Annotated in this window: 24 protein-coding genes; 6 read left to right on the forward strand and 18 right to left on the reverse strand. The window is 71.8% G+C overall.

Annotation, left to right across the window (positions count from 1 at the left end; all coding sequences use genetic code 11):
* Genes kamE through kdd form a run of 4 tightly spaced genes read right to left on the reverse strand, consistent with a single transcriptional unit; the run spans position 1 to position 5,105 of the window.
* A complete protein-coding gene (kamE, locus tag K1X13_RS19520; protein WP_308249311.1) occupies positions 1 to 798 on the reverse strand; it encodes a lysine 5,6-aminomutase subunit beta in 798 nt (265 codons plus the stop codon).
* Positions 795 to 2,372, reverse strand: a complete 1,578-nt coding sequence (gene kamD / locus K1X13_RS00640) for a lysine 5,6-aminomutase subunit alpha (protein ID WP_221023129.1) — start codon at positions 2,370 to 2,372, stop codon at positions 795 to 797. Before kamD ends, kamE begins: the two co-directional genes overlap by 4 nt.
* The gene (locus K1X13_RS00645; protein WP_308249312.1) at positions 2,369 to 3,982 is read right to left on the reverse strand and encodes an amidohydrolase; all 1,614 of its coding nucleotides are present in this window, start codon (positions 3,980 to 3,982) and stop codon (positions 2,369 to 2,371) included. The genes kamD and K1X13_RS00645 overlap by 4 nt, the downstream gene beginning before the upstream one ends.
* A 46-nt stretch (positions 3,983 to 4,028) precedes the next feature.
* Positions 4,029 to 5,105 carry an L-erythro-3,5-diaminohexanoate dehydrogenase gene (gene kdd, locus K1X13_RS00650; protein ID WP_221023130.1) on the reverse strand — a complete coding sequence of 359 codons (1,077 nt, stop codon included), beginning with the start codon at positions 5,103 to 5,105 and terminating at the stop codon, positions 4,029 to 4,031.
* Between the two features lie 137 nt (positions 5,106 to 5,242).
* Between kdd and K1X13_RS00655 the strand changes: the two genes are divergently transcribed.
* Positions 5,243 to 6,703 carry a KamA family radical SAM protein gene (locus K1X13_RS00655; RefSeq protein WP_221023131.1) on the forward strand — a complete coding sequence of 487 codons (1,461 nt, stop codon included), beginning with the start codon at positions 5,243 to 5,245 and terminating at the stop codon, positions 6,701 to 6,703.
* Between the two features lie 156 nt (positions 6,704 to 6,859).
* On the opposite strand, the gene K1X13_RS00660 is transcribed toward K1X13_RS00655, so the two are convergent.
* Positions 6,860 to 7,792 (reverse strand): 5'-3' exonuclease, encoded by a 933-nt coding sequence (locus tag K1X13_RS00660; RefSeq protein WP_221023132.1) that lies wholly within the window; start codon positions 7,790 to 7,792, stop codon positions 6,860 to 6,862.
* Between the two features lie 122 nt (positions 7,793 to 7,914).
* Between K1X13_RS00660 and K1X13_RS19525 the strand changes: the two genes are divergently transcribed.
* Positions 7,915 to 8,352 carry an Lrp/AsnC family transcriptional regulator gene (locus K1X13_RS19525; protein ID WP_221023133.1) on the forward strand — a complete coding sequence of 146 codons (438 nt, stop codon included), beginning with the start codon at positions 7,915 to 7,917 and terminating at the stop codon, positions 8,350 to 8,352.
* A 34-nt stretch (positions 8,353 to 8,386) separates the two neighbouring features.
* Here the strand turns inward: K1X13_RS19525 and K1X13_RS00670 are convergent, their stop codons facing one another.
* From K1X13_RS00670 to dop, 13 genes are all read right to left on the reverse strand, one after another.
* Complete coding sequence (locus K1X13_RS00670) at positions 8,387 to 11,215, reverse strand: DEAD/DEAH box helicase (RefSeq protein ID WP_221023134.1); 2,829 nt, start codon at positions 11,213 to 11,215, stop codon at positions 8,387 to 8,389.
* Positions 11,212 to 12,090 carry a diacylglycerol/lipid kinase family protein gene (locus K1X13_RS00675; RefSeq protein WP_221023135.1) on the reverse strand — a complete coding sequence of 293 codons (879 nt, stop codon included), beginning with the start codon at positions 12,088 to 12,090 and terminating at the stop codon, positions 11,212 to 11,214. Before K1X13_RS00675 ends, K1X13_RS00670 begins: the two co-directional genes overlap by 4 nt.
* A gap of 74 nt (positions 12,091 to 12,164) precedes the next feature.
* Positions 12,165 to 12,560 (reverse strand): hypothetical protein, encoded by a 396-nt coding sequence (locus tag K1X13_RS00680; RefSeq protein WP_221023136.1) that lies wholly within the window; start codon positions 12,558 to 12,560, stop codon positions 12,165 to 12,167.
* Entirely contained in the window at positions 12,561 to 13,463 is a 903-nt protein-coding gene (tatC, locus tag K1X13_RS00685) for a twin-arginine translocase subunit TatC (protein ID WP_221023137.1), read from the reverse strand.
* 38 nt (positions 13,464 to 13,501) lie between these two features.
* Positions 13,502 to 13,798 (reverse strand): Sec-independent protein translocase subunit TatA, encoded by a 297-nt coding sequence (gene tatA / locus K1X13_RS00690; RefSeq protein WP_225914478.1) that lies wholly within the window; start codon positions 13,796 to 13,798, stop codon positions 13,502 to 13,504.
* Positions 13,799 to 13,846: 48 nt separating this feature from the next.
* Complete coding sequence (locus tag K1X13_RS00695; protein ID WP_221023138.1) at positions 13,847 to 14,818, reverse strand: helix-turn-helix transcriptional regulator; 972 nt, start codon at positions 14,816 to 14,818, stop codon at positions 13,847 to 13,849.
* Positions 14,815 to 15,822 carry a helix-turn-helix transcriptional regulator gene (locus K1X13_RS00700; RefSeq protein WP_221023139.1) on the reverse strand — a complete coding sequence of 336 codons (1,008 nt, stop codon included), beginning with the start codon at positions 15,820 to 15,822 and terminating at the stop codon, positions 14,815 to 14,817. The genes K1X13_RS00695 and K1X13_RS00700 overlap by 4 nt, the downstream gene beginning before the upstream one ends.
* 36 nt (positions 15,823 to 15,858) lie before the next feature.
* Positions 15,859 to 16,821: an FKBP-type peptidyl-prolyl cis-trans isomerase gene (locus tag K1X13_RS00705; RefSeq protein WP_221023140.1), complete on the reverse strand. Its 963-nt coding sequence runs from the start codon at positions 16,819 to 16,821 to the stop codon at positions 15,859 to 15,861.
* Positions 16,822 to 16,919: 98 nt separating this feature from the next.
* Positions 16,920 to 18,281, reverse strand: a complete 1,362-nt coding sequence (pafA, locus tag K1X13_RS00710) for a Pup--protein ligase (RefSeq protein WP_221023141.1) — start codon at positions 18,279 to 18,281, stop codon at positions 16,920 to 16,922.
* A 63-nt stretch (positions 18,282 to 18,344) separates the two neighbouring features.
* A complete protein-coding gene (gene prcA / locus K1X13_RS00715) occupies positions 18,345 to 19,262 on the reverse strand; it encodes a proteasome subunit alpha (protein ID WP_225914479.1) in 918 nt (305 codons plus the stop codon).
* A gap of 14 nt (positions 19,263 to 19,276) precedes the next feature.
* Entirely contained in the window at positions 19,277 to 20,107 is an 831-nt protein-coding gene (prcB, locus tag K1X13_RS00720) for a proteasome subunit beta (RefSeq protein WP_221023142.1), read from the reverse strand.
* 6 nt (positions 20,108 to 20,113) lie between these two features.
* Positions 20,114 to 20,323 (reverse strand): ubiquitin-like protein Pup, encoded by a 210-nt coding sequence (locus tag K1X13_RS00725; RefSeq protein WP_221023143.1) that lies wholly within the window; start codon positions 20,321 to 20,323, stop codon positions 20,114 to 20,116.
* A gap of 83 nt (positions 20,324 to 20,406) precedes the next feature.
* Complete coding sequence (gene dop, locus K1X13_RS00730) at positions 20,407 to 21,915, reverse strand: depupylase/deamidase Dop (protein WP_221023144.1); 1,509 nt, start codon at positions 21,913 to 21,915, stop codon at positions 20,407 to 20,409.
* A 38-nt stretch (positions 21,916 to 21,953) separates the two neighbouring features.
* On the opposite strand from dop, the gene K1X13_RS00735 reads away from it, so the two are divergent.
* The 4 genes from K1X13_RS00735 (at position 21,954) to K1X13_RS00750 (ending at position 23,732) form a co-directional block, all read left to right on the forward strand.
* On the forward strand, positions 21,954 to 22,502 hold the full coding sequence (locus K1X13_RS00735; RefSeq protein ID WP_221023145.1) for an NUDIX hydrolase: 549 nt from the start codon (positions 21,954 to 21,956) through the stop codon (positions 22,500 to 22,502).
* Positions 22,499 to 22,981: an aminoacyl-tRNA deacylase gene (locus tag K1X13_RS00740; RefSeq protein WP_221023146.1), complete on the forward strand. Its 483-nt coding sequence runs from the start codon at positions 22,499 to 22,501 to the stop codon at positions 22,979 to 22,981. Before K1X13_RS00735 ends, K1X13_RS00740 begins: the two co-directional genes overlap by 4 nt.
* Positions 22,982 to 23,191: 210 nt before the next feature.
* On the forward strand, positions 23,192 to 23,545 hold the full coding sequence (locus tag K1X13_RS00745) for an ANTAR domain-containing protein (protein ID WP_221023147.1): 354 nt from the start codon (positions 23,192 to 23,194) through the stop codon (positions 23,543 to 23,545).
* On the forward strand, positions 23,538 to 23,732 hold the full coding sequence (locus tag K1X13_RS00750; RefSeq protein WP_221023148.1) for a hypothetical protein: 195 nt from the start codon (positions 23,538 to 23,540) through the stop codon (positions 23,730 to 23,732). Before K1X13_RS00745 ends, K1X13_RS00750 begins: the two co-directional genes overlap by 8 nt.
* Positions 23,733 to 23,939 lie beyond the last annotated feature (207 nt).

Here is a 23,939-nt window from a genome sequence, read left to right on the forward strand (position 1 = left end):
TCAGACCCCTGTCTTCCGGGTGGCGCGCCTGGTCACGATCTGGTCGACGAGGTAGCTGGCGACCTCGCCGGGCGTGGTCCCGCGGGCGAACACCCGGTCCACCCCGAGCTCGCCGGCCATCGCCTCGTCGAAGCGCGGCCCGCCGGCGATCAGCACCGGCCGCCTGTCGGCAGGGTAGGCCTCGCGGAACGCCGCCGACATCTCCTTGGTGTTGAGGATGTGCGCGTCGCGCTGGGTCACCACCTGGGAGACCAGCACGGCGTCGGCCTTCTCCGCCCGGGCGCGGGCGACGAGCTGGGGCACCGAGACCTGGGCGCCGAGGTTCACGACCTTGACCTCCCGGTAGTACTCCAGCCCCTTCTCCCCCGCGAACCCCTTGATGTTCATGATCGCGTCGATGCCGACCGTGTGCGCGTCGGTGCCGATGCAGGCGCCGACCACGACCAGGCGGCGGCGGAGGGCGCGCTTGACCGCGGCGTTGACCTCCTTGGGGGTGAGCAGCGGGAAGTCCCGCTCCACCACCTCGACCTTGGAGACGTCGATGAGGTGGTTCACCCGGCCGTAGACCACGAAGAAGGTGAAGTCCGGCCCCATCGCCTTGGCATGCACGACGAGCGCGGGGTCCATGCCCATCTTGTTCGCCAGCTGCGCCGCGGCGCCCTCGGCGACCTTGGAGTGAGGCATGGGGAGGGTGAACGACAGCTGCACCATGCCGTCCCCGGTGGTGTCGCCGTACGGCCGGAGGATCTGGGCAGCGCCCTGCGCCGCGGCCGGACCGGTCGTCGCCTCGGTGGTCACGTCGCCTCCAGGATGTCGGTTGCGGGGTTGAAGTAGCCGGGGGCCTTCTTCGCGACGCCGTCCTGGCCGCGACCGGCGTCGGCGGGGCGCTTCATCAGGCCGAAGGTGCCGTCGGCGATCGCCTCGAGCAGCCCGTGCTTGCCCTCGTGGGCCAGGATCTTCTCGAGCAGCTCGATGCTCTCGCCGAGCACCTGCCGCGCGCGCTGGGCGATGTACCCGTCCGGGGCGGGGTGGAAGTCCTCGTGCAGGTTGCCGGCGGCGTTCATCACGTAGCGGACGTTCTGCAGGGCCAGGTCGCGGTCGGAGAGCCACGGGGTGACCACGGCTTCGGTCATCATCCCGACCAGCAGGATGCTCTGCCCGGTCAGCGCCCCGGCGAGGTTGAAGAAGCCGTCGAGCAGGTAGCCGCGGAAGATGTCCCCGGTCATGTGCCGGGTCGGCGGCATCCACTTCAGCGGCGCGTTCGGGAACAGGTCGCGGGCGAGCAGCGCGTGCGCGAGCTCCATCCGGAAGCTGTCGGGCAGCTCCGGCGTGATCTCGAACGCGTGCCCGAGGCCGAGCTGCCAGTCCTCGAGCCCTGCCTCCTTGCCGAAGTACTCGTTGAGCAGCTGCGAGACGGTCACCGTGTGCGCGGCCTCGACCGCGTCGGCGGTGGTGAGGTAGTTGTCCTCGCCCGTGTTGATGATGATCCCGGCGCGGGCGTGCACCTGGCGGCTGAACCGCTGGTCGACGAAGGTGCGGATCGGGTTGATGTCGCGGAACAGGATCCCGTACATCGAGTCGTTGAGCATCATGTCGAGCCGCTCCAGGCCGGCCAGCGCCGCGATCTCGGGCATGCACAGCCCAGAGGCGTAGTTGGTCAGCCGCACATAGCGGCCGAGCTCGGCGCTCGACTCGTCCAGCGCGGCCCGCATCAGCCGGAAGTTCTCCTGGGTGGCGTAGGTGCCGGCGAAACCCTCCCGGGTCGCGCCCTCGGGCACGTAGTCCAGCAGGGACTGCCCGGTGGAGCGGATCACCGCGATCACGTCGGCGCCCTCGCGGGCGGCCTGCTGGGCCTGCGGGATGTCCTCGTAGATGTCGCCGGTGGCGACGATCAGGTAGATCCACGGCTTCTGCTTCGGGTCGCCCCAGCGCTTCACCAGCCGCTCGCGCTCCCGGCGCCGCGCGTCGACGCGCCTGACCCCGGCGCCGACCTGCTTCCGTGCCGCCGCCTGCGCCCGGGTCAGGTCGCGCCCCTCGGGCAGCCGGAAGCGCACCGACCCCGCGGATGCCTTCTGCGCCAGCGTGGACAGGTCGTCGGCCTCGCCCCGGACCAGCGCGTCCCACACCGGGGCGGCGACGCCGTGCTCGATCCCGACGTCGCCCCGGACGGCGTCCAGCAGCCGGTTCACCCACGGGATGCCGTCGGCGTCGGCGCCCTGGAGACCGGCCAGGCGCAGCGTCGCACGCTCCACCGACACGGTGGTGTGCTTCTTGGCCATGGTCACGATCGGCCGGCCGGCCTGCCGGGCGAGCGTGCGCGCCTTGCGCACGGTCACCGGGTCGAGGTCGAGCTTGCCCCGGGGTGGGGTCATGTCAGTGCTCCTGGTTCTTCGAAGGCGACCCGTCCGTGCACCACGGTCATCACGGCGGTGGGCAGGTCGAGGTCGGGGTGCAGGTCGGGAAGGTGGGGTACGCCGGCCCGCGGGTCGGTCGACCACGCGGCGACCCGCGTGTCGGGGGTCTGCACGAGCAGCTCGCCCGGGACGTCCCACACCGCGATGGACGCGGGCGCGCCGAGCGCGATCACGCCGCCCTCGTCGCGCCGGGCGGCCCGCCAGCCGCCGCGGGTGTGGGCGTTGAACGCCGCCCGCACGGTGACCCGCTCGCTCTCGGTGTGGTGGTGCGCGGCGGCCCGGACCGCGGCCCACGGGCCGAAGGCGGTGACCGGGGAGTCGGAGCCGAAGGCGAGCGCGACGCCGGCCCGGTTGAGGGAGGCGAACGCGTTCATCCGGCGGGCCCGGTCGGGGCCGAGCCGCTGGGCGTAGAGCGAGTCGTCCCCGCCCCAGGCCCCGTCGAACACCGGCTGCATGCTGGCGGTGACGCCGAGCTCGCCGAGCAGCGTCATCTCCTCGGGCGTGGCCATCTCGAGGTGCTCGAGGCGGTGCCGGCCCTGGACGACCGCCAGAACGCCGACGATCTCGGCGGCCTGGCGCAGCCCCTCGACCACCTCGGCCACGGCCCGGTCGCCGATGCAGTGGAAGCCGGCCTGGATGTCGGCCTTGGTGCAGGCCACCACGTGGTCGCGGACCTGGTCGGCGGTGAGGTACAGGTGCCCGATGGTGTCGGCGTCGGCGTAGGCGGCGTGCATGGCGGCGGTGCGGGAGCCGATGGCCCCGTCGACGCAGAGGTCCCCCGCCGCGCCGGCGCAGCCGAGCTCGACGGCGCGCTCGACCCCGTCGAGCTGGCCCCAGTAGCCGACCACCTCGGGCAGCGTGCCGGCGGCGGAGACCTCGGCGATCCGCGCGAAGTCCTCGGCCGGGGAGTCCCCGGGAGCGCCCATCTCGTGCACCATGCCGATCCCCTGCCGCGCCGCGTCGCCGAGCGCGCGGGCGATGGCCTCCCGGCGTACGGCGCCCGGCATCAGCCGGAACACCGCTTCGCGGGCGTGGATGTGCGCGTGCCGGGCGACGAGCCCGTCGCCGTCGAAGCCGTCGTGCCCGGTCAGCTCGGGGAACGCGTCGAGCAGGGCGGTGGAGACCACCGCGGAGTGCACGTCGACCCGGCACAGGTACGCCGGCCGCTCCCCCACGGCCCGGTCCACCTCGGCGCGGGTGAACGGCCGCCCCTCGGGCCAGCGCGAGTCGTCCCAGCCGAAGCCGAGCACCAGCGGGAACGAGCTGGTCGCGGCGTGCCGGGCCAGGGCGTCGAGCGCGGCGGTCATCGTCGGCGCCTCGCTGAGGTCGACGCTGTGCGCGCTCAGCCCGGTCTCGGCCAGGTGTGCGTGGGCGTCCACGAACGCGGGGGTCACCAACCGGCCGTCGAGCTCGACGACCCGGTCGGCGCCGTCGGCGAAGTGGGCGGAGGCGTCGTCGTCGCCGGTCCACACCACCTGGCCGCCCTCGAGGCACAGCGCCGTGGCGTGCGGGTCGGCGGGAGTGTGGACATAGCCACCGCGGAACAGGATGCGAGTCACGTCAGTCACGCAGCCATTCTCCGCGCACCGGGCGCCCCGACGTCGTACCGGGACCTCATAGCCGCCGTTCGAACAGCCCGCGCACTCCGTCGTGGCCGCGTAGCAGGGACATGGCGTAGTCCGCGTGGCCGGGCACGTAGCCGTTGCCGACCAGCATCGTGACGTCGGCGGCCAGGCCCTCGGCGCCGAGCGCGGCGGCGCTGAACGACGTGGCCATCGAGAAGAAGATCACCGTGCCCCGGTCGGCGGTGGACAGGATCGCACCGCCCTCGCAGCCGGGCACGTCGACGCAGACGACCGTGACGTCGGCCGGTCCCCCGGCCTCGCCGACCGCGCGGGAGAGGGCGACCGGGTCGCGGGCGTCGGCGAGCGCCACCGCGTCGGCGAGCCCCGCGGCCTCGAGCAGGTCCGCCTCCGCCCGGTGCGGCACCACGCCGATAGTGCGGGCGGCTCCGGCCTCGGCGGCGGCGGCCAGGGACAGCGACCCCGACTTGCCCGCCCCGCCGATGACCGCCACGACAGGCCGCGGGGTCCCGGCCGCATCGGCGCGGTCGACGTACTCCCGGACCACGCGGGAGGTCAGCGCGGGGGCGCCGCACACGTCCATGACGGAGAGGGAGAGCTCCGCGGGGAGGTCGTCGGGGATCCGCGCGGCGATCGAGCGGCCGAACAGGATGGCGTAGCCGTCGGCGGGCACCTGCTCGCTGCGGCCGTCCCATCGCTCGAGGTCGTCCTCGATGACGAGCGGGGTGAGGGTCAGGGAGACGAGCGTGGTGACCCGGTCGCCGACACGCAGGCCGAGCGGGGAGGACTCCCCCACCTCCTCGACGGTGCCGACGAGCATCCCGCCGGAGCCGGTCTCGGGGTTCTGCATCTTCCCGCGGGTGCGGACGATGTCGAGCACCTCCGCGCGGATCGCGTCGCCGTCGCCGGCGTGCTTGCGCTCGAGCTGGCGGAACGACGCCGCGTCGAGGTTGAGCCGCTCGACGCGGATGCGGACCTCGTCGGTCCACAGCTCGCGGCGGGTGTCCAGGCGCAGCGCCGCCTGCGGCAGGACCCCGGCCGGCTCGACCACCCGGTGGAGACCGGTCGGGTCACTCGCGACGGTCGTGGACGGGTTCGCGGCGGTCACGGGCTGTCCTCCATCAACAACAGACTCTGAGAGGAAATCTTACGGCGTGTGGTTGGACTCGCCGGAGATTCTTTGCGTACTCTGGCATGAGATCCACGCGCCGGACAAATGAACGCGCCGATGAACCAGGAGCCTTGATGAGCATCGAGACCGCCACCGGTCTGGAGACCGGTCAGCCCTACCCGTACCGCAGGGTGGAGCTCGTCGAGCCGGACTGGACCCGGTTCCCCGGCTGGAAGGACGTCACCGCCGCCGAGTGGGAGTCCGTGCAGTGGCAGCGCGCGCACTGCGTGAAGAACATCAAGCAGCTGCGCGACCTGCTCGGCGACCTCGTCGACGACCGGTTCTACGACGACCTCGAGCGTGACCAGCGCGAGCGCGCGACCATGTCGATGCTGGTGCCGCCGCAGATGATGAACACGATGGCGCCGCACGCGACGCCGGCCGGTCCGGGCTCGCTGACCGAGGCGATGTACGCCGACCCGGTCCGCCGCTACATGCTGCCGGCGTTCTCCGAGCGGCGCACCGACTGGCCCTCGCACCCGCACGCCACGCGCGACTCGCTGCACGAGCACGACATGTGGGTGGCCGAGGGGCTCACCCACCGGTACCCGACCAAGGTGCTCGCCGAGCTGCTGCCCACCTGCCCGCAGTACTGCGGCCACTGCACGCGGATGGACCTCGTCGGCAACTCCACGCCGGTCATCGACAAGCTCAAGTTCTCGATGAAGCCGGTCGACCGGCTCGGCGCGATGATGGACTACCTGCGTGGCAACCCGTCGGTGCGCGACGTGGTGGTCTCCGGCGGCGACGTGGCGAACCTGCCCTGGCCCCGGCTCGAGGACTTCCTGACCAAGCTCCTCGAGATCGAGAACATCCGCGACATCCGGCTCGCCACGAAGGCGCTGATGGGCCTTCCGCAGCACTGGCTGCAGGACGACGTACGCGCCGGCATGGAGCGGGTCGCGACCACCGCCCGCGCCCGGGGCGTGTCCGTGGCGATCCACACCCACGTGAACCACGCGAACTCCGTGACGCCGCTCGTGGCCAAGGCTGCGAAGGCGATGCTCGACACCGGGATCCGCGACGTGCGCAACCAGGGCGTGCTGCTCAACGGCGTCAACGCCGACCCGCACGCCCTGCTCGACCTGTGCTTCTCGCTGCTCGACGGCGCGCAGATCATGCCCTACTACTTCTACATGTGCGACATGATCCCGTTCAGCGAGCACTGGCGGGTCTCGGTCGCCGACGCGCAGCGGCTTCAGCACCACATCATGGGCTACCTCCCCGGCTTCGCGACGCCGCGGATCGTGTGCGACGTCCCGTTCGTCGGCAAGCGCTGGGTGCACCAGCTCGCGGACTACGACCGCGAGAAGGGCATCTCGTACTGGACGAAGAACTACCGGACGTCGATCGAGGCGAACGACCCCGAGGCGCTCGAGCGCACCTACGAGTACTACGACCCGATCCACACCCTGCCGGCCGAGGGCCAGGCGTGGTGGCGGGAGCACGCCGGTACGTCGCTGGCGGAGGCCGAGAAGCGGGCCGCTGCCTCACGGGAGACCGCCGAGGCGCAGGCCCTCCTCACCATCAGCTGACTCGTTGAGGCGTCAGTCGTGAGGCGTTGAGGCGTCAGTCGTTCCGGCTCGAGGCGTCACTCGTGCGGCAGCAACCGCTCGCGTGACGCCTCGTCGCCGATCATGTGACCTCTCAACGCCGACGGAGTGACCTCTCAACGCCGACGGAGTGACCTCTCAACGAGGGGTGAGGGTCTCCACGAGGCGGGTGACCGAGCCGCCGAGGCCCCACTTCTCCGACAGGGCGACCAGCCCCTCCGGGTCGGCCGGCGTGCGCGGCAGGGTCAGGTCCGGCGTGCCGAGGTCGATCTCGCGCGCCACCGCCACCACCTTCGGCGCGACCAGCAGGTAGTCCGCGGCGTCCTTGACCTTGCGGCGCGGGCCGGGGGCGAGGTCCGACGCCGGGTCCTCCGCGGCCGCGACGATCCCGGCGAGGTCGCCGAACCGCCCGAGCAGCGTCGCCGCCGTCTTCTCCCCCACGCCGGCCACCCCCGGTAGCCCGTCGGAGGCGTCCCCGCGCAGCGCCGCGAAGTCGGCGTACTGGTGCCCGTCGATGCCGTACTTCTCCCGGACCCAGTCGTTCGTCACCCTCTCGTGCTTCCCCACGCCACGGGCGGTGTAGAGCACACGGACCTGCGCCTCGTCGTCGACGAGCTGGAAGAGGTCGCGATCGCCGGTCACCACGTCCACCGGCATCCCCGCCCCGGTGGCGAGCGTGCCGATCACGTCGTCCGCCTCGTACCCGTCCGCGCCGACGACCGCGATGCCGAACGCCTCGAGCACCGCCTCGATCACCGGGATCTGCGCCTCGAGCGGGTCGGGCACCTCCTCGACGTCCGAGCCGCCGGGAACCACGAGCTCGACGCGGTGCGCCTTGTACGACGGGATCAGGTCCACCCGCCACTGCGGCCGCCAGTCGTTGTCCCAGCAGCACGCCAGATGGGTTGGCTGGTACTCCCCGACCAGGCGGGTGATGAAGTCCAGGAGTCCCCGGACCGCGTTCACCGGGGTGCCGTCGGGGGCCTTCACGGAGTCCGGGACCCCGAAGAAGGCACGGAAGTAGAGACTCGCCGTGTCGAGCAGTAGGAGCCGTTCGGAACGCTCAGCCATGCGGCGAGGGTAGCCGTTCCTCGACGGTGTGGCCTGGCTCGCGGGCACGAGTCGTGGCGGCCGCGGGTCTCCCATGCCGGGAACGTGCCGGGGCAGCACCGAACGTCGCTAGGGTGTCTGCCGTGGAAGACCTCGACCAGCGCATCCTGACGCTCCTCGCCTCCGACGGACGGATGTCCTTCACGGACCTGGGCAAGGCGACCGGGCTCTCCACCTCCGCGGTGCACCAGCGGGTGAAGCGCCTGGAGAGCCGAGGGCTGATCCAGGGGTACGTCGCCACCATCGACTACGACCAGGTCGGCCTGCCGCTCACCGCGTTCATCTCGATCCGGCCGATCGACCCCTCGCAGCCCGACGACTCCCCCGAACGCCTGCGCGGCATCAAGGAGATCGAGAGCTGCTGGTCGGTGGCCGGCGACGAGTCGTACATCCTCAAGACCCGGGTGGCCACGCCCGGCGACCTCGAGGACCTGCTCGCCCGGATCCGGTCCGCGGCAAACGTGTCGACCCGCACCACGATCGTGCTGTCGACGCCGTACGAGAACCGCCCGGTCGGCTGAGGGGTACGGCGCCCGCGCGGCTGCCCCGCCGAGGTCAGTCGGAGACCGACGAGTAGGCCACCACGCCCCGGCGCAGGGCCCCCGCCGCCTGCCGCGCGGTGGTGCGCAGGTCGGTGTCCCCGGCCGCGTCGGCCACCTGGTCGGCGAGGTCGAGCAGCTGCTTCATCCAGCGCACGAAGTCACCGGCCGCAAGGTCGGTCTCGGTCAGCACGTCGTCCAGCGAGGCCCCCTCGGCCCACCGGTAGGCGGCCCACGCGAAGCCCAGGTCCGGCTCGCGCAGGAAGTCCAGCCGGTTCTCCCGCTCCAGGCCGTCGAGGTCGGCCCACAGCGACACCATGTCCGCCAGCACCGCCTTCACGCGTCCCCCGGGCAGCCGGGGCGCGATCGCGTCGTCGGCGCGGCGGGACTCGAACACCAGCGCGGACAGCGCGGCGGCGAGCTCGCTCGGCGACAGCTCGTCCCACAGCCCGTTGCGCAGCGACTCCGCGGCGACGAGGTCCATGTCGGTGTAGATCCGCATCAGCCGCTCGCCGACCGGGGTGACCTGGTCGTTCTCGAGGTAGCCCAGCGTGGCGAGCACGTCGCAGACCCGGTCGAACTGCCGCGCGATGGTGTTCGTGCGTTGCTCGATCCGGCGCTTGAGCGTCCGGGAGTCGCGCTCGAGCTTGTGGTAACGCTCGGCCCAGCGGGCGTGGTCCTCGCGGTCGGAGCACCCGTGGCAGGGGTGCGCGCGCATCTCCGCGCGCAGCCGGGTGATCTCGCGCTCGCCCTCGACCTCGCGGCCGACCTCGCGGCCGTGTGCGCGCCCGCCTCGACGGCCGCCGCCGGCACCGGAGGGACCGGTCCCCGCACCGCCTCCGCGACGTCCGGGCGGGGGCGGCAGGAAGCCCTGCGTCTTCGCCCGGAGCGTCGAGGCGAGGTCACGACGCGACTGGGGGTTGCGCCCGTTGAAGTTGCGCGGGATCCGCATCCGGGTGAACGCCTCGACCGGCACGGGGAAGTCGACCATCGACAGTCGGCGCGCGTGCCGGTCCGCCGTCACCACGAACGGCCGCGGCCCCTCCCGGTCCGAGCCCATCCCCGGGTCCACGACGACCGCCAAGCCGGCGTACCGGCCGCTGGGCACCTCGATCACGTCGCCGGGCTTCAGCGCCTCCAGCGAGGCGACGACCTCGTCGCGCCGGTCGGCCTTGCGCGCCTTGGCCAGCGAGGCCTCGACGTCGCTGAGCCGGCGCCGCAACGCGGAGTACTCCATGAAGTCGCCGAGGTGGCACTGAGCGGCCTCGGCGTAGCCGGCCAGGGCCTCCTCGCTCTTGCGCAGCTGCCGCGCGAGCCCGACCACGGCCTTGTCGGCCTGGAACTGCGCGAACGACGACTCGAGCAGCTCTCGCGCGGTGTCGCGGCCGACCTGCTTCACGAGGTTGACCGCCATGTTGTACGACGGGCGGAAGGAGGACCGGAGCGGGTAGGTGCGGGTCGAGGCGAGGCCGGCCACCGCCTTCGGGTCGATCCCCGGCTGCCACAGCACCACCCCGTGCCCCTCGACGTCGATGCCGCGCCGGCCGGCACGCCCGGTGAGCTGGGTGTACTCCCCCGGCGTGATGTCGGCGTGGGTCTCGCCGTTCCACTTGCTGAGCTTCTCGATCACGACCGAGCGGGCCGGCATGTTGATGCCCAGCGCCAGGGTCTCGGTGGCGAAGACGACCTTGCACAAGCCGGCGGCGAACAGGTCCTCGACGCACTCCTTGAACGTCGGCAGCATCCCGGCGTGGTGGGCGGCGATGCCGCGGGAGAGGCCGTCGAGGAAGTCGTGGTAGCCGAGGACGTGCAGGTCCTCGTCGGGGATGCTCGCGCAGCGCCCCTCGACCAGCGCGACGATCTCGTCGCGCTCCGCCGGCGTGGTCAGCCGCAAGTTGGCGCTGAGGCACTGGGTGACCGCGGCGTCGCAGCCGACCCGGCTGAAGATGAACACGATCGCCGGGAGCAGGCCCTCGGAGTCGAGCCGGTCGACGACCTCGAAGCGGCTCGGCAGGTTCGGCCGCCGGTTGCCCTGGCCCCGGGCACCGGCCCGGCCGCGCGGCGCGCCCTGCTTGGAGCGCCGGTCGGAGGTGCGCGACGAGCGCCAGTCGTCACGGGCGACGCGCAGCAGCTCGGGGTTGACCCGCACGTCGTCGCGGGCGGAGCCCTCCTGGTCGGCGAAGAGGTCGAACATCTTCCGGCCGACCATCACGTGCTGGTACAGCGGCACCGGGCGCCGCTCCTCGACGATCGTCGTGGTGGCGCCGCGCACCGTGGACAGCCACTCGCCGAACTCCTCGGCGTTGGACACGGTCGCCGAGAGCGACACCAGCGCCACCGAGTCGGGGAGGTGGATGATGACCTCCTCCCACACCGCGCCGCGGAACCGGTCGGCGAGATAGTGCACCTCGTCCATCACGACGTAGCCGAGCCCGGCCAGGGTCCGCGAGCCGGCGTAGAGCATGTTGCGCAGCACCTCGGTGGTCATCACCACGATCGGCGCCTCGCCGTTGATGGTGTTGTCCCCGGTGAGCAGGCCGACGTTCTCGGCGCCGTAACGGCGGGTGAGGTCGTTGAACTTCTGGTTCGACAGCGCCTTGATCGGCGTGGTGTAGAAGCACTTGCGACCCTGCTGCAGCGCGAGGTGCACCGCGAACTCGCCGACCAGCGTCTTCCCCGACCCGGTCGGCGCCGCGAGCAGCACGCCGTTGCCGGCCTCGAGCTCGCGGCAGGCGCGGATCTGGAACTCGTCGATCGTGAAGTCGTAGAGGGACGCGAAGTCGGCGAAGACCGGGGACTGCTTGTCCCGCTGGAACTTCGCGTACTTCTCCGAGGGAGAGGTCATCGGGGTGCCAACACTCGCAATGCGTTCGGGGCCACGTCGACGGTCATCGGTAACGAGCCTAGGCGCTCCCCGTCTGCGTAGGCGACGACACCGGGCGCGGCGACGGTGACCTGTCTGACCCGGTGGTGCTCGTACTGCGGGTGCTTGGTGATCCCGCCGGTGTAGAGCCGTGGGTAGGTCTTCACCAGGTCGAGCCTGCTCATCGGCTTGATCACGACCACGTCGAGGAGCCCGTCGTCGATCTCGGCGCCGTGGGTGATCTTCAGGCCGCCGCCGAAGGAGGGGCCGTTGCCGACCGCGACCAGCATCGCGTCGAGGCGGTGCACCTCTCCGTCGAGCTCGAGGGTGTACGGCAGCGGCTCGAAGACCCGCAGCTCGGCCAGCGTGGCCAGCGTGTAGCGCATCTGCCCGCGCGGCCACACCATCGCGTTCGCCCGCTCGTTCACCTTGGAGTCGAACCCCGCGGCGAGGACGGTGACGAAGTACGACGCACCCGCACGGGCCAGGTCGATCGTGCGGACGTGGGAGCCGACCACCACGTCGGCCGCAGCCTGCGGGTCGTTGCGCGGGATGCCGAGGTAGCGGGCCACGTCGTTCCCGGTGCCGGCCGGGATGATGCCCAGGCTGGTCTCCGTACCGGCGAGCACCTGGGCCGCCAGGTGGACCATGCCGTCGCCGCCGCACACGACGAGGCTCTCCACCCCGTCGGTGACGGCGGACTTGGCGAGGTCGAGCGCCTCGTCGCCGTCGCGGCCCGCGAGCTGGCGGACGCGGAACCCGGCCTCGCGGAGGCGTGGGAGGGCGATGGCCGCGGAACGGGACCCCTTCCCCTTGCCGGCGCTCGGGTTGGTCAACAGCGCGATCTCTCTGGCCACGCCGCGAGAATACGCGCAGGGCACGCCAACTCCCCGCCCGGCGCGCACGACCGCGGTGAGCCGGATGCGACGGGTCAGAGGCGCAGGACGGCGACGAAGCGCGACGGCTTCACCCCGACGGCCTTGGCGAGCCGGTTCAGGGACTCCAGGACCTCGTCGGCGGTGAACTCCGTGCCGGGTACGGCGAGGGTCAGCCGCCCGTCGTACTCCACCAGCAGCACCTGGCCGTAGGTCCACAGCTGGTGCGCGGAACGGCGCCAGGTCTCGTCGAGGACCGGCTGCGGGTAGGCGTGGTCGGCGGCCAGCAGGTCACACCCGAGCGAGGTGGCGGCGCCGGCCTCGGACAGCTCCCCGGAGACCTGGTAGGCGCCGCGGGTGGTCGACAGCGCGGTCCAGGTGACCTCGCCGGACCCCAGCCACTCGGGCAGGTCGAACGCGTCGACCTCGGCGACGTGCGGAAGGCCGGGCACTCAGTCGTCCTCGGCGTCGAGCCGGGAGGGACGGAACTGCTCACGGTCGTGGTCGAGGGCGGAGGTCTCGTCGTCCCCGAGCCCGTGCAGGGGCCCCTCGGCGGACCGGCGCGCGCGCCTTCGGTCGACCAACCGGGCGATCAGCTCCGAGACGAAGAACAGCAACGTCATCGGCAGGGCCAGCATCAGCATCGAGAACGGGTCCGTGGACGGGGTCGCCACGGCCGCGAACACGAACGTGCCGACCACGATCCACGGCCGGTGCGCGCCCAGCTGCTTGCCGGAGACCACCCCGGCCAGGCTGAGCATCACCACGAACAGCGGGATCTCGAAGGCGATGCCGAAGACGAGCAGCATCCGGGTGAGGAAGCGGAAGTAGTCGCCGAACTCGACGAGGTTCTGCAGGTCCGCCGGGGTGAACCCGACGAGGACCTCGATGCCCTTGGGCAGCACGTAGTAGCCGAAGCCCACGCCGACCAGGAACAGCGGGCCGGCGACCACCGCGAACACCCGGGTCCACCGCTTCTCGTGCGGGTGCAGCCCGGGTACGACGAACGCCCAGATCTGGTAGAGCCAGAACGGGGAGCCGAGCACCACGGCGGCGAGCGCGCAGAGCTTGAGCTGGAGCAGCAGCGGGTTCGCGACGCCGGTCAGCACCGGGGTGGAGCTGACCCCCTCCTTCGTCAAGATCTCCTGGGCGCGCCGGTAGGGCTCGTAGATCAGTGCGAAGAGGGCGTCGTAGAAGAACAGCGCGATGACCGTCCCGACCACGAGGACCAGCGCGATCTTGAGCAGCCGCGCCCGCAGCTCACGCAGGTGGTCTGCGAGCGCCATCCGGCCGTCGTCCCCGATGGGGTGCTTGGGCTTGGCGCGAAAGAGGCCGATGACTCCGTTGAGGGACACGTCAGGCGTCGTCGATGATCCGAGTCGGGGTGGAACGGTCAGCGCTCACCGTCGGGCCGGGTCTGCGGCGCCGTGGTGTCGGTCACGTCGGTGGTACGGGCCTGGGTGTCCCAGGTCTGGGCGTCGATCTGCTTCTGCTCGGGCGTCTTGTGCTTGTCGTCGTCGTCGTCCATCAGGCCCTTGGTCTCGGCCTTGAAGATGCGCAGCGCACGACCGCTGCCGCGGGCGAGCTCGGGGAGCTTCTTGGCACCGAACAGCAGCACGAGCACCAGCAGGATGAGCAGGATCTCGGTCGGGCCGGGGGTCCCGATCATCGGAAAAACGGGGGAAGTCATCTCGTCCTCTTTCTGGTTGCGGTGCCGGTTCCATCGTACGCGCAGTACTCAGACATAGCCGTCCAACGCGGAGGTGGCCGCCCGGTGTACGGCGTGTGACAGGTCGGACGGCTGCTCGACCCGGGCCGCTCCCCCGAGCCGCAGCACGAGGCGGACCAGCCACTCCGGGTCGCCGACGCGCAGGGTGACCCGCAGGGCGCCGTCGCCGAGCTCCTCGGTGCTCTCCACCGGGTAGTACTCCGCCACCCAGCGGGCGGCCGGCTCGAGCAGTACGGTGGCCAGCAGGTCGTCGGCGGACGGCTGGAACAGCCCCTCCGACAGGTCGCGGGGGCGCACCCCGGCATGCTGGTCGACCGGCGCGTCGAGCACCTCGGCGCGAGAGACCCGGTCCAGCCGGAACAGCCGCTGGTCCTCGGCCAGGTGGCACCACGCCTCGAGGTAGGTGTGCCCCTGGGCGGTGACGATCCGGAACGGGTCCACGGTGCGCTCGGTGGCCTCGTCGCGGGCCGGGACGTAGTAGCCGAGGCGCACCTGCCGTCCGCGGGCGAGCGCGTCCTCCAGGGTGCCGCGCACGCGGTTCACCTCGGCGACGTCCTGGGGCAGCAGCACGTCCACCTGGGCGGCGAGCGCGGCCCCGTCGCCGGCGGCTGCCTCCAGCTTGGCCAGGGTGCGGTCCACCACCGGGCGGACCGACTCGTCGCCGCCGTCGCGCAGCGCCCGCAGGGCCACGATCAGCGCCGAGGCCTCGGTGCTGCCCAGCCGCAGCGGGCGGGTCAGGTAGTCGGCGTTGGAGAGCCGGATGACGCCCTCGCCCTCGAGGGCGTCCATGTCGACGTCGATCAGGTCGCCCATGCCCAGGCCGGGGAGCCCGCAGAACCACAGCACGTTGAGGTCCTTGACGATCTGGGCGGGCCGGACTCCGAAGTCGGCGGCGGCCTGCTCGAGCGAGACCTCGTCGCGGCTCTGGATGTAGGGGACCAGGGCGAGCAGTCGGCCCACCTGGTCGCGGGCGCCGCTCATCGGGGCGCCCCCGCGGTCGCTCCGGCGCCGGTGGCCATGACGGCGCGCAGCCGATCGACCACCAGCGCACGCAGGTCCTCGGGCGCCTCGACGACGACGTCGGCGCCGTAGCCGAGCACCTCGTCGGCCATCCCGCCGGTGCGACCGTAGGCGACCTCGAGCCGCTCCCAGCCCTCCGGTACGGCGTCCGCACCGGCGCCGGAGGCGCCGGCGGGCGTGGCGTGCCGGCGCAGGCCGTGCGCGGCGTCGCGCCGCACCAGCAGGCGGGCGGTGTGCGCGGCCGCCGGCGGCGCCAGCGACTCGGTCAGGGCGCGGATGTCGGTGCCCTCGGGGACCTCGAACGCGCCGGGCCTCCCGTCGTGGCGCACCGCGCCGCCGACCCGGGAGAGCCGGAACAGCCGCGGGGCCCCGCGGTCGGTGTCCTGTCCGACGACGTACCAGCGGCCGTTGTAGGAGACCACGCCCCACGGCTCGAGGTGGCGGGTGGTCGCGCTCGCGGCGCCCGCCGTCCGGTAGTCGAAGGCCACCGGCGTGCGGGACCGGGTCGCCTCCCAGAACGCCTCGAAGGTGGGCTCCTCGACGGCGAGCTGGGGCTGGGCCACGTTGAGGGCGCCGCGGTCCACGCTGACCCCGGCCGCCTTGAGCTTGACCAGGGCGTCGGAGGTGGCCGAGGCGAGGCCGGCGTGCTGCCAGACCCGGGCGGCGAGCCCGATGACCGCGGCCTCGTCGGCCTCGAGGTCGATCTGCGGCAGCTCGAAGGCGGCCCGCTCGACCCGGTAGCCGGGCTCGTCCTCGAAGGCGCGGTCGACGTAGCCGACCTCGACCGGGATGCCGAGGGAGCGCAGCTCCTCCTTGTCCCGCTCGAACATCTTCTCGAAGGCCTCGTCCCCCGCGTCGCGGTACTGCTCGACGACGCTGCGGATCCGCTCCTTGGTCACGTAGCTACGCGACACCAGCAGCGTGATCAGCAGGTTGAGCAGGCGCTCGCTCTTTCGTGCGGCCACGGCATTCCCCTTTCGCGGGGAACCTACCTCACCGGGTCACCCGACCCCGAGCACGTCCACCACGAACACCAGGGTGTCGGTGCCCTTGATCTTGGCCTGCGGGTTGCCGTTCTCGCCGTAGCCGTACTCCGGCGGCGCGATGATCATGACGCGGCTGCCGGCCTCGACCCCGACCAGGCCCTCGTCCCAGGCCTTGATCAGGCTGCCCTCGCCGACGGTGAAGGTCCGAGGCGCGGTGGTGTAGGACTCGTCGAAGATCGTCTCGGTGCCGTAGACCTGCCCGAGGTAGTCGAAGGTGACGGAGTCACCGGCCTGGACCGGCTCCCCCTCGCCCTCGATCAGCGGGACCACCTGGAGCTCGTCGGACGGCTTCGCGGGGGCGTTGTCGAAGGTGAACTTGCTGACGTCGCCCTCGGAGTCGACCACCGGGCTCGGCAGGTCCTCGGGGACGTCCGCCTTCTCGCCCTCGGGGCCGTCCAGGGGCACGGACATGATGTCGACGACGAACACCACGTCGTCCTGGGCGCCGATGCCGTACTGCTGCGCACCCTGCGCGCCGAACGCCTCGGCCGGCGGCGAGGCGATCGCGATCCGGCTGCCCACGGGCTTGCCGACGACCGCGTCGAGCACCGACGGGAAGATCTCGCCCTCGGCCATGTTCCCGGTGACCGGCTTGCCCTGCTCGTAGGTGCCCACGGTGGTCTTGCCGGTGGTGCCGTTGACGACGAGCAGGTGGAGGGAGGCGGGCGAACCCTCGACGACCTCGTTGCCCTCGCCGAGTGTGAGCACCTCGGACTGGGCCTCGTCGACCTTCAGCGGCCCGTCGACGGTCACCTTCGGCTGCCTGCCGAACTCACCGCTGACCTCGAGGCCCTTGATGGGCTCCCCCATGTCCACCGAGGAGGATGCGGAGCCCTGCGACCCGCTCTCGTCGCCGCACGCGGCGGCTCCGAACAGCAGGAACGGGACGATGGTCAGCGCTACAAGACGGCGGCGCACAGGGTTCACCTCAGCGTGGCAGGGGTACGGCGGTCAGGCACACGATAGCCGGGGAACCTGAGAGGACCCGACCTGCGGGACCGGGCCCGCGCGACGTCTCACATGCCGTCGATGAGTTTATGCACGCGCTCGTCGTACGCCCGGAACGGGTCCTTGCACAGCACGGTGCGCTGCGCCTGGTCGTTGAGCTTGAGGTGCACCCAGTCCACGGTGAAGTCGCGGCGCCGCTCCTGGGCCCGCTTGATGAACTCGCCGCGGAGCCGGGCCCGGGTGGTCTGCGGGGGCACCGACTTGGCCTCGAAGATCCTCAGGTCGTTGGTGACCCGGGTGACCGCGCCGCGCTTCTCGAGCAGGTAGTACAGACCGCGGCCGCGGTGGATGTCGTGGTAGGCCAGGTCGAGCTGCGCGACCCGGGGGTGGCTCAGCGGCAGCCCGTTCTGGGCGCGGTAGCGCTCGATCAGCTTCCACTTGATCACCCAGTCGATCTCCCGCTCGACCAGGCTCAGGTCGCCGGACTCGACGGCCTTGAGTCCCCGCTCCCACAGGTCGAGGGTGCGCTCGATGACGGGGGTGCTCAACTCGCGCCGGTCGACGAAGTCCCGCGCCCGGGTGAGGTACTCCTGCTGGATGTCGAGGGCGCTGGCCTCGCGGCCGTTGGCCAGCCGGACCTTGCGGCGCCCGGTCATGTCGTGCGAGATCTCCCGGATCGCCCGGATCGGGTTCTCCATGGTGAGGTCGCGCATCACCACGCCCTCCTCGATCATCCGGAGGACCAGGTCGCAGGAGGCCACCTTGAGCATGGTGGTGGTCTCGCTCATGTTGGAGTCGCCGACGATCACGTGCAGCCGCCGGTAGCGCTCGGCGTCGGCGTGCGGCTCGTCGCGGGTGTTGATGATCGGGCGGCTGCGGGTGGTGGCGCTCGAGACGCCCTCCCAGATGTGCTCGGCGCGCTGGGAGACCGAGAACATCGCGCCGCGCGGGGTCTGGGTGACCTTGCCCGCGCCGACGATGATCTGCCGGGTGACCAGGAACGGGATCAGCACGTCGGCGAGCTTGGCGAACTCGCCGTGCCGGCCGACCAGGTAGTTCTCGTGGCAGCCGTAGGAGTTGCCGGCCGAGTCGGTGTTGTTCTTGAAGAGGTAGACGTCGCCGGCGATGCCCTCGTCGTGGAGCCTGCGCTCGGCGTCGACCAGCAGGCCCTCGAGGATCCGCTCCCCCGCCTTGTCGTGGGTGACCAGGTCGACGATGTCGTCGCACTCGGGGGTGGCGTACTCGGGGTGGCTGCCGACGTCCAGGTAGAGCCGGGCGCCGTTGCGGAGGAAGACGTTGCTGCTGCGGCCCCACGAGACCACCTTGCGGAACAGGTAGCGGGCAACCTCGTCCGGCGAGAGGCGTCGCTGCCCGCGGAACGTGCAGGTGACGCCGTACTCGTTCTCGATCCCGAAGATCCGGCGGTCCACGTTCCCCACACTAGGTGCACGCACAAGGGCCGCGCAGCCGACTCGCGCAACCGGCGGGCCGGATCAGCGCAGCGGGTCGCCCGGGTCGACCGGCGGGTACACGTCGGGGTGCTCCGGCGGCGTCACCGGGTCGCTCGGCTGCGGCGGCTGCTGCGGCTGCGGGCTCACCGGAGGCGCCACCGGCGGCGCGACCGGCGGCTGCTCCTGGTCGCGGTTGCGGCTCTGGTCGGTGTTGGAGGGGTTGGTCGAGTCGCCGGCGGCGTGCCTGCCGGCCTCCTCCCCCACCCGCTCGCCCAGCAGCGACGCCAGGTGCTCGGCGGAGAGCCGCTTGAACTTGCGCTGCTGGGACCGGGTGCGGTCGAGCACCGCGACCTCGAGGTCCGCGGCCGCGATCACGCGCGACCCGGCGTCGCTCTGCCCGAGCGCACCCACCGCCAGCTGGAGCACCTCGCCGAGGGAGGACCCCGGCCGGTAGTTCTCGCGGAGGTGCCCGGTGACGGCCTCGGTGTTGCCACCCATCACCGCGAAGCCGTGCTCGTCGGCGACCTGGCCGTCGTAGGTGAGCCGGTAGATCTGGTCGTCCTCGACGGTGTCGCCGACCTCGGCCACGAAGATCTCCACCTCGTAGGGCTTCTCGCCGCCGCTGGAGAAGATGGTGCCGAGCGTCTGCGCGTAGGCGTTGGCGAGCCCGCGCCCGGTCACGTCGCGCCGGTCGTAGGCGTAGCCGCGCATGTCGGCGAGGCGGACGCCGGCGATGCGCAGGTTCTCGAACTCGTTGTAGCGGCCGACCGCGGCGAACGCGATCCGGTCGTAGATCTCGCTGACCTTGTGCAGCGCCTGGGACGGGTTCTCCGAGACGAAGACGATCCCGTCGGCGTACTGCAGGACGGCGACGCTACGACCGCGGGCGATCCCCTTGCGGGCGAAGTCCGCCCGGTCCTTCATCAGCTGCTCGGGCGAGACGTAGAACGGCATGCTCATGGGTGGAGGACTCCTCAGGTCAGGGACGCGGCCGGGCCGTCAGGACGGAGCATGCGGGCACCCACGACGAGGTCGGCGATCGCGGCCACCTCGTCGTCGGGCAGGCGGCGGTAGCCCTCCGCGGTGATCACGCCGACCACCGGGAAGATCCGCCGGGCCAGGTCGGGCCCGCCCGTGGCCGAGTCGTCGTCGGCGGCGTCGTACAGCGCCTGGATGGCCGCGGTGACGCAGCCCTGCGCGTCGAGGTCGTCCCGGTAGAGCTTCTTCAACGAGCCGCGGGCGAACAGCGCCCCCGAGCCGACCGCGTGGAAGGCGGTCTCCTCGTAGCGGCCACCGGTCACGTCGTAGGAGAAGATCCTGCCCTGCGACGTGGTGAGGTCGTAGCCGGCGAAGAGGGGCACGACGGCCAGGCCCTGCATCGCGAGACCGAGGTTGGAGCGGATCAGCGCCGCGAGCCGGTTCGCCTTGCCGTCCATGGACAGCGTCGTGCCCTCGATCTTCTCGTAGTGCTCGAGCTCGGTCTGGAACAGCCGGACCACCTCCACGGCCAGTCCGGCCGTGCCGGCGATGCCCACGCAGGAGTACTCGTCGGCGGGGAACACCTTCTCGATGTCCCGCTGGGCGATCACGTTGCCCATCGTGGCCCGCCGGTCACCGGCCATCACCACGCCGCCGTCGAAGGTCGCCGCCACGATCGTGGTGCCGTGCGGGGCCAGGTCGGCCGCCGACCCCGGGGGCAGGCTGCGGTGGCTGGGCAGCAGCTCGGGGGCCTGCTGGGAGAGGAACTCGGAGAACGACGAGGAGCCCGGGACGAGGTAGGCCGCCGGAAGTCGGGGGTCTGTCATGCCGGGTTACTCGCCGCCCTTCTGGATGAACGACTTCACGAAGTCCTCGGCGTTGGTCTCGAGCACGTCGTCGATCTCGTCGAGGATCGCGTCGATGTCCTCGTCGAGCTGCTCCTTGCGCTCGGCCACGTCCTCCTGGGGAGCGACCTCGGTCGCCTCCTCGGTCTCCGAGGACTTCTTGGGCTGCTTGTGCTGCTGTCCGCCGTCACGCGCCATGACCGCCTCCTCCTATGTCCCGGTGCCGCCGAGCGAGTCGGGGCGGGCCTTCGGTGGGCCTGCGACAGGCCCTCACTCAGACCCTACCGAGTCAACGCGGCAAACAGGCGCTCTGCGGTGTCACAACGGTCCAGCAGTTCGCCGACGTGGGCCTTCGTGCCCCGCAACGGGTCGATCGTCGGCACCCGCTGGAGCGACTCGTGGCCGGGCAGGTCGAAGATCACCGAGTCCCACGAGGCGGCCGCGATCTGGTCGGCGTACTGCTCGAGGCAGCGCCCGCGGAAGTACGCCCGGGTGTCGACCGGCGGCCGGTGCATCGCGTGGACGACCTCGTCGTCGTGGAGCAGCCGGTCGATCCGGCCCATCCGGACCAGGCGGTGGTACAGACCCCGGTCGGGCCGGATGTCGGAGTACTGCAGGTCGATGAGCTGGAGCTTGGGGTGCTCCCAGTCGAGCCCGTCGCGCTCGCGGTAGGACTCCAGCAGCTTGAGCTTGGCGACCCAGTCGAGCTCCTGGGCGCACAGCATCGGGTCGGTCTCCAGCCGGCTGAGCACGGACTCCCAGCGGGCGAGCACGTCGCGGGTCTGGTCGTCCGCGTCGGAGCCGAGCCGGTCCTCGACGTACTTCCTGGCGAGGTCGAGGTACTCCATCTGCAGCTGTACGGCGGTCAGCGTGCGCCCGTCGGTCATGGTCAGCAGGTGCTTGAGCGACGGGTCGTGCGACACCGCGCGCAGCGAGCGCACCGGCTGGTCGACGGTCAGGTCGCGGGAGATGAACCGGTCCTCGATCATCGCGAGCACGAGCGCGGTGGTGCCGACCTTGAGGTAGGTGGAGATCTCCGACAGGTTCGCGTCGCCGATGATGACGTGCAGCCGGCGGTACTTGTCGGGGTCGGCGTGCGGCTCGTCGCGGGTGTTGATGATCGGCCGCTTCAGCGTGGTCTCGAGGCCGACCTCCACCTCGAAGTAGTCCGCGCGCTGGCTGACCTGGAACCCGTGGTCGCGGCCGTCCTGGCCGATGCCGACCCGGCCGGCGCCCGTGACGACCTGGCGGCTGACGAAGAACGGGGTCAGGTGCCGGACGATCTCCCCGAACGGCGTGGAGCGCCGCATCAGGTAGTTCTCGTGGGCGCCGTACGACGCGCCCTTGTTGTCGGTGTTGTTCTTGTACAGCAGGATCGGCGGTGCCCCGGGGACCGCCCCGGCCAGCCGCGCGGCGTCGAGCATGACCAGCTCGCCCGCCTTGTCCCACTTCACCACGTCACGCGGGTTGGTGCACTCGGGCGTGGAGTACTCCGGGTGGGCGTGGTCGACGTACAGCCGGGCGCCGTTGGTGAGGATCACGTTGGCCAGGCCGAGGTCCTCGTCGGTCAGCTGCGAGGCGTCGGCGACCTCCCGGGACATGTCGAAGCCGCGGGCGTCGCGCAGCGGCGACTCCTCCTCGAAGTCCCACCGGGCGCGGCGGGCGCGCAGCGTCGAGCTGGCGTAGGCGTTGACGACCTGGGACGAGGCGACCATGGGGTTGGCCGTCGACTGCCCCTGCACCGAGATGCCGAACTCGGTCTCGGTGCCCATCACCCGTCGAACGCTCATGCTCCGAGACTACGCGTGGCCCCTGACAGAATCGGCGTGTGTCCGCGCAGGAACAGCCCGAGATCGTTGCCCTCGTCGACGAGGCCGGCACCGTGGTGGGCTCGGCCCCGCGGGACGTCGTACGCCGCGACAACCTCCTGCACGCCGCCACGGCGGTGCTGGTGCGCAACAGCCACGGGCTGGTCTACCTGCACCGCCGGGCGGCCGACAAGGACTGGGCGCCGTCCTGCCACGACGTGGCGGCGGGGGGCGTGCTCCGGGCCGGGGAGAGCCCCGAGGAGTCCGCGCGGCGCGAGCTCGCCGAGGAGCTCGGGATCGCCGGCGCCCGGCTCGTCCCCCTCGGCCTCAACCTCTACCAGGACGACCTCACCCGCTGCGTCGAGCACTGCTACGAGACGCACTGGGACGGACCCGTGGTCCACGCGGACGACGAGGTGGTCTGGGGCGACTGGATCACCCTCCGCGACCTGGACCGGCTGCTCCGCGACCCGGCGTTCCACTTCGTCCCGGACACCCGCCAGCTGCTCGCGCGGCTGGCCACGGCCGGGGTCCACGACTACGCCGCGCTCCGTACACTCGCGCCATGAGCGACGACACCGACCGCTCCGCGCGGGCGCTGGCCGCGGCCGACGCGCTGGGGCTGAGCTACGAGGTCACCCGGCACGGCCCGGTCCGGTCGCTCGAGGAGGCCGCCGCCGCCCGAGGGGTGGAGCCCGCCGCCGTCGTCAAGACGATGGTGGTCCGCCTCGCCGAGGACGACTACCGGTTCGTGCTGGTCCCCGGCGACCGCGAGATCGCCTGGCCGAAGCTGCGTGCCGAGCTCGGCGTCAACCGGATCTCGATGCCCGACGCCGACACCGCGCTGGCGGTGACCGGCTACGTGCGGGGCACGATCACCCCGCTCGGGAGCACGACGGTGTGGCCGGTGCTCGCCGACGAGCACCTCGCCGGGCCGGTCTCCATCGGTGGGGGCGCGCACGGCGTGGCCCTGACCGTCGACGCCACCGAGCTGGTGACCTCGCTCGACGCCACCGTCGTCGACGTCACCGACCCCGCGAAGGGCTGACCCGGAGCCGCTCACGACACATGGTGAGACGGACATAGTGCCTGGTCAGGAGTACTTCGGGCGACATCCCGGACAGCCTGCCGGTTCGCTTGTCGGCCCTCTCCGGCCGTTGCTAACTTGAGGCTCTCCACGCCCCTCCCCGTCGCCACGGCGCAGCGGGCAGCCACCCCAGAACCTGATGGCATTCGCGTGCATCCGGAGGTCCCCCGCATGAACCACACCTGCACAGTCCCCCGCCAGCGGGAGCCGGAAACGACCCCCCTGGAGCGGGTGCCCGGTCCGCACGTCCCCGAGGACCCCGAGAGCGCCGTCGTCGAACAGGCCAAGGGAGTCCTGATGCTGAGGTACGGCGTCGGGTCCTACGAGGCGTTCGCGGTCCTGGTGCGCTGGTCCCGCGAGGCGGGCGTCGTGCTGCAGGAGTCGGCACGCGCGCTGATGGAGGGGGTGTGCAAGGGACGGGTGGCCGCGGCCCACCTCGACCCCTGGCTCGTGCGCTGGCTCGAGCAGCGGCTGCGCACGGAAGTCAACGACCTCGTACCGGTAGGAGGGAGCACCCGTGGATGAGATGCGACGTGGACTGAACCGCCTGATGAGCCAGGACGTCTCCCGGGCCAACGCGGCCTCGGCGGCTGAGTCGCTGCGCGAGCGGCGCCGGCAGCAGGAGGACGCGGACGAGTTCGTGGCGCGCCGCCGCTGGCGGTACGCCTCCGCGGTGGAGGCGGCACGCGACCTCGGCTCCGGCGGGCCGTAGGAGCCGCCGGCCTCGGGCCGTCCGGGAAGCACAGCAGCCGCTGGACCCGACGGGGGCGGGTTCAGCGGCTGCTCCGTGCCGGCGGGCCGTCAGCGGCGGCCGGCCAGGAACTTCTGCGCCAGGAAGACGATGACGAGCACGACGGCGATGATCAGGATCCACTTCATGGGTTCTCCTCGTTGATGGTCCAGGGGTGGGAACGTACCC

The sequence above is a fragment of the Nocardioides jiangsuensis genome, from assembly GCF_019679455.1.
Taxonomy (GTDB): domain Bacteria; phylum Actinomycetota; class Actinomycetes; order Propionibacteriales; family Nocardioidaceae; genus Nocardioides_C; species Nocardioides_C jiangsuensis.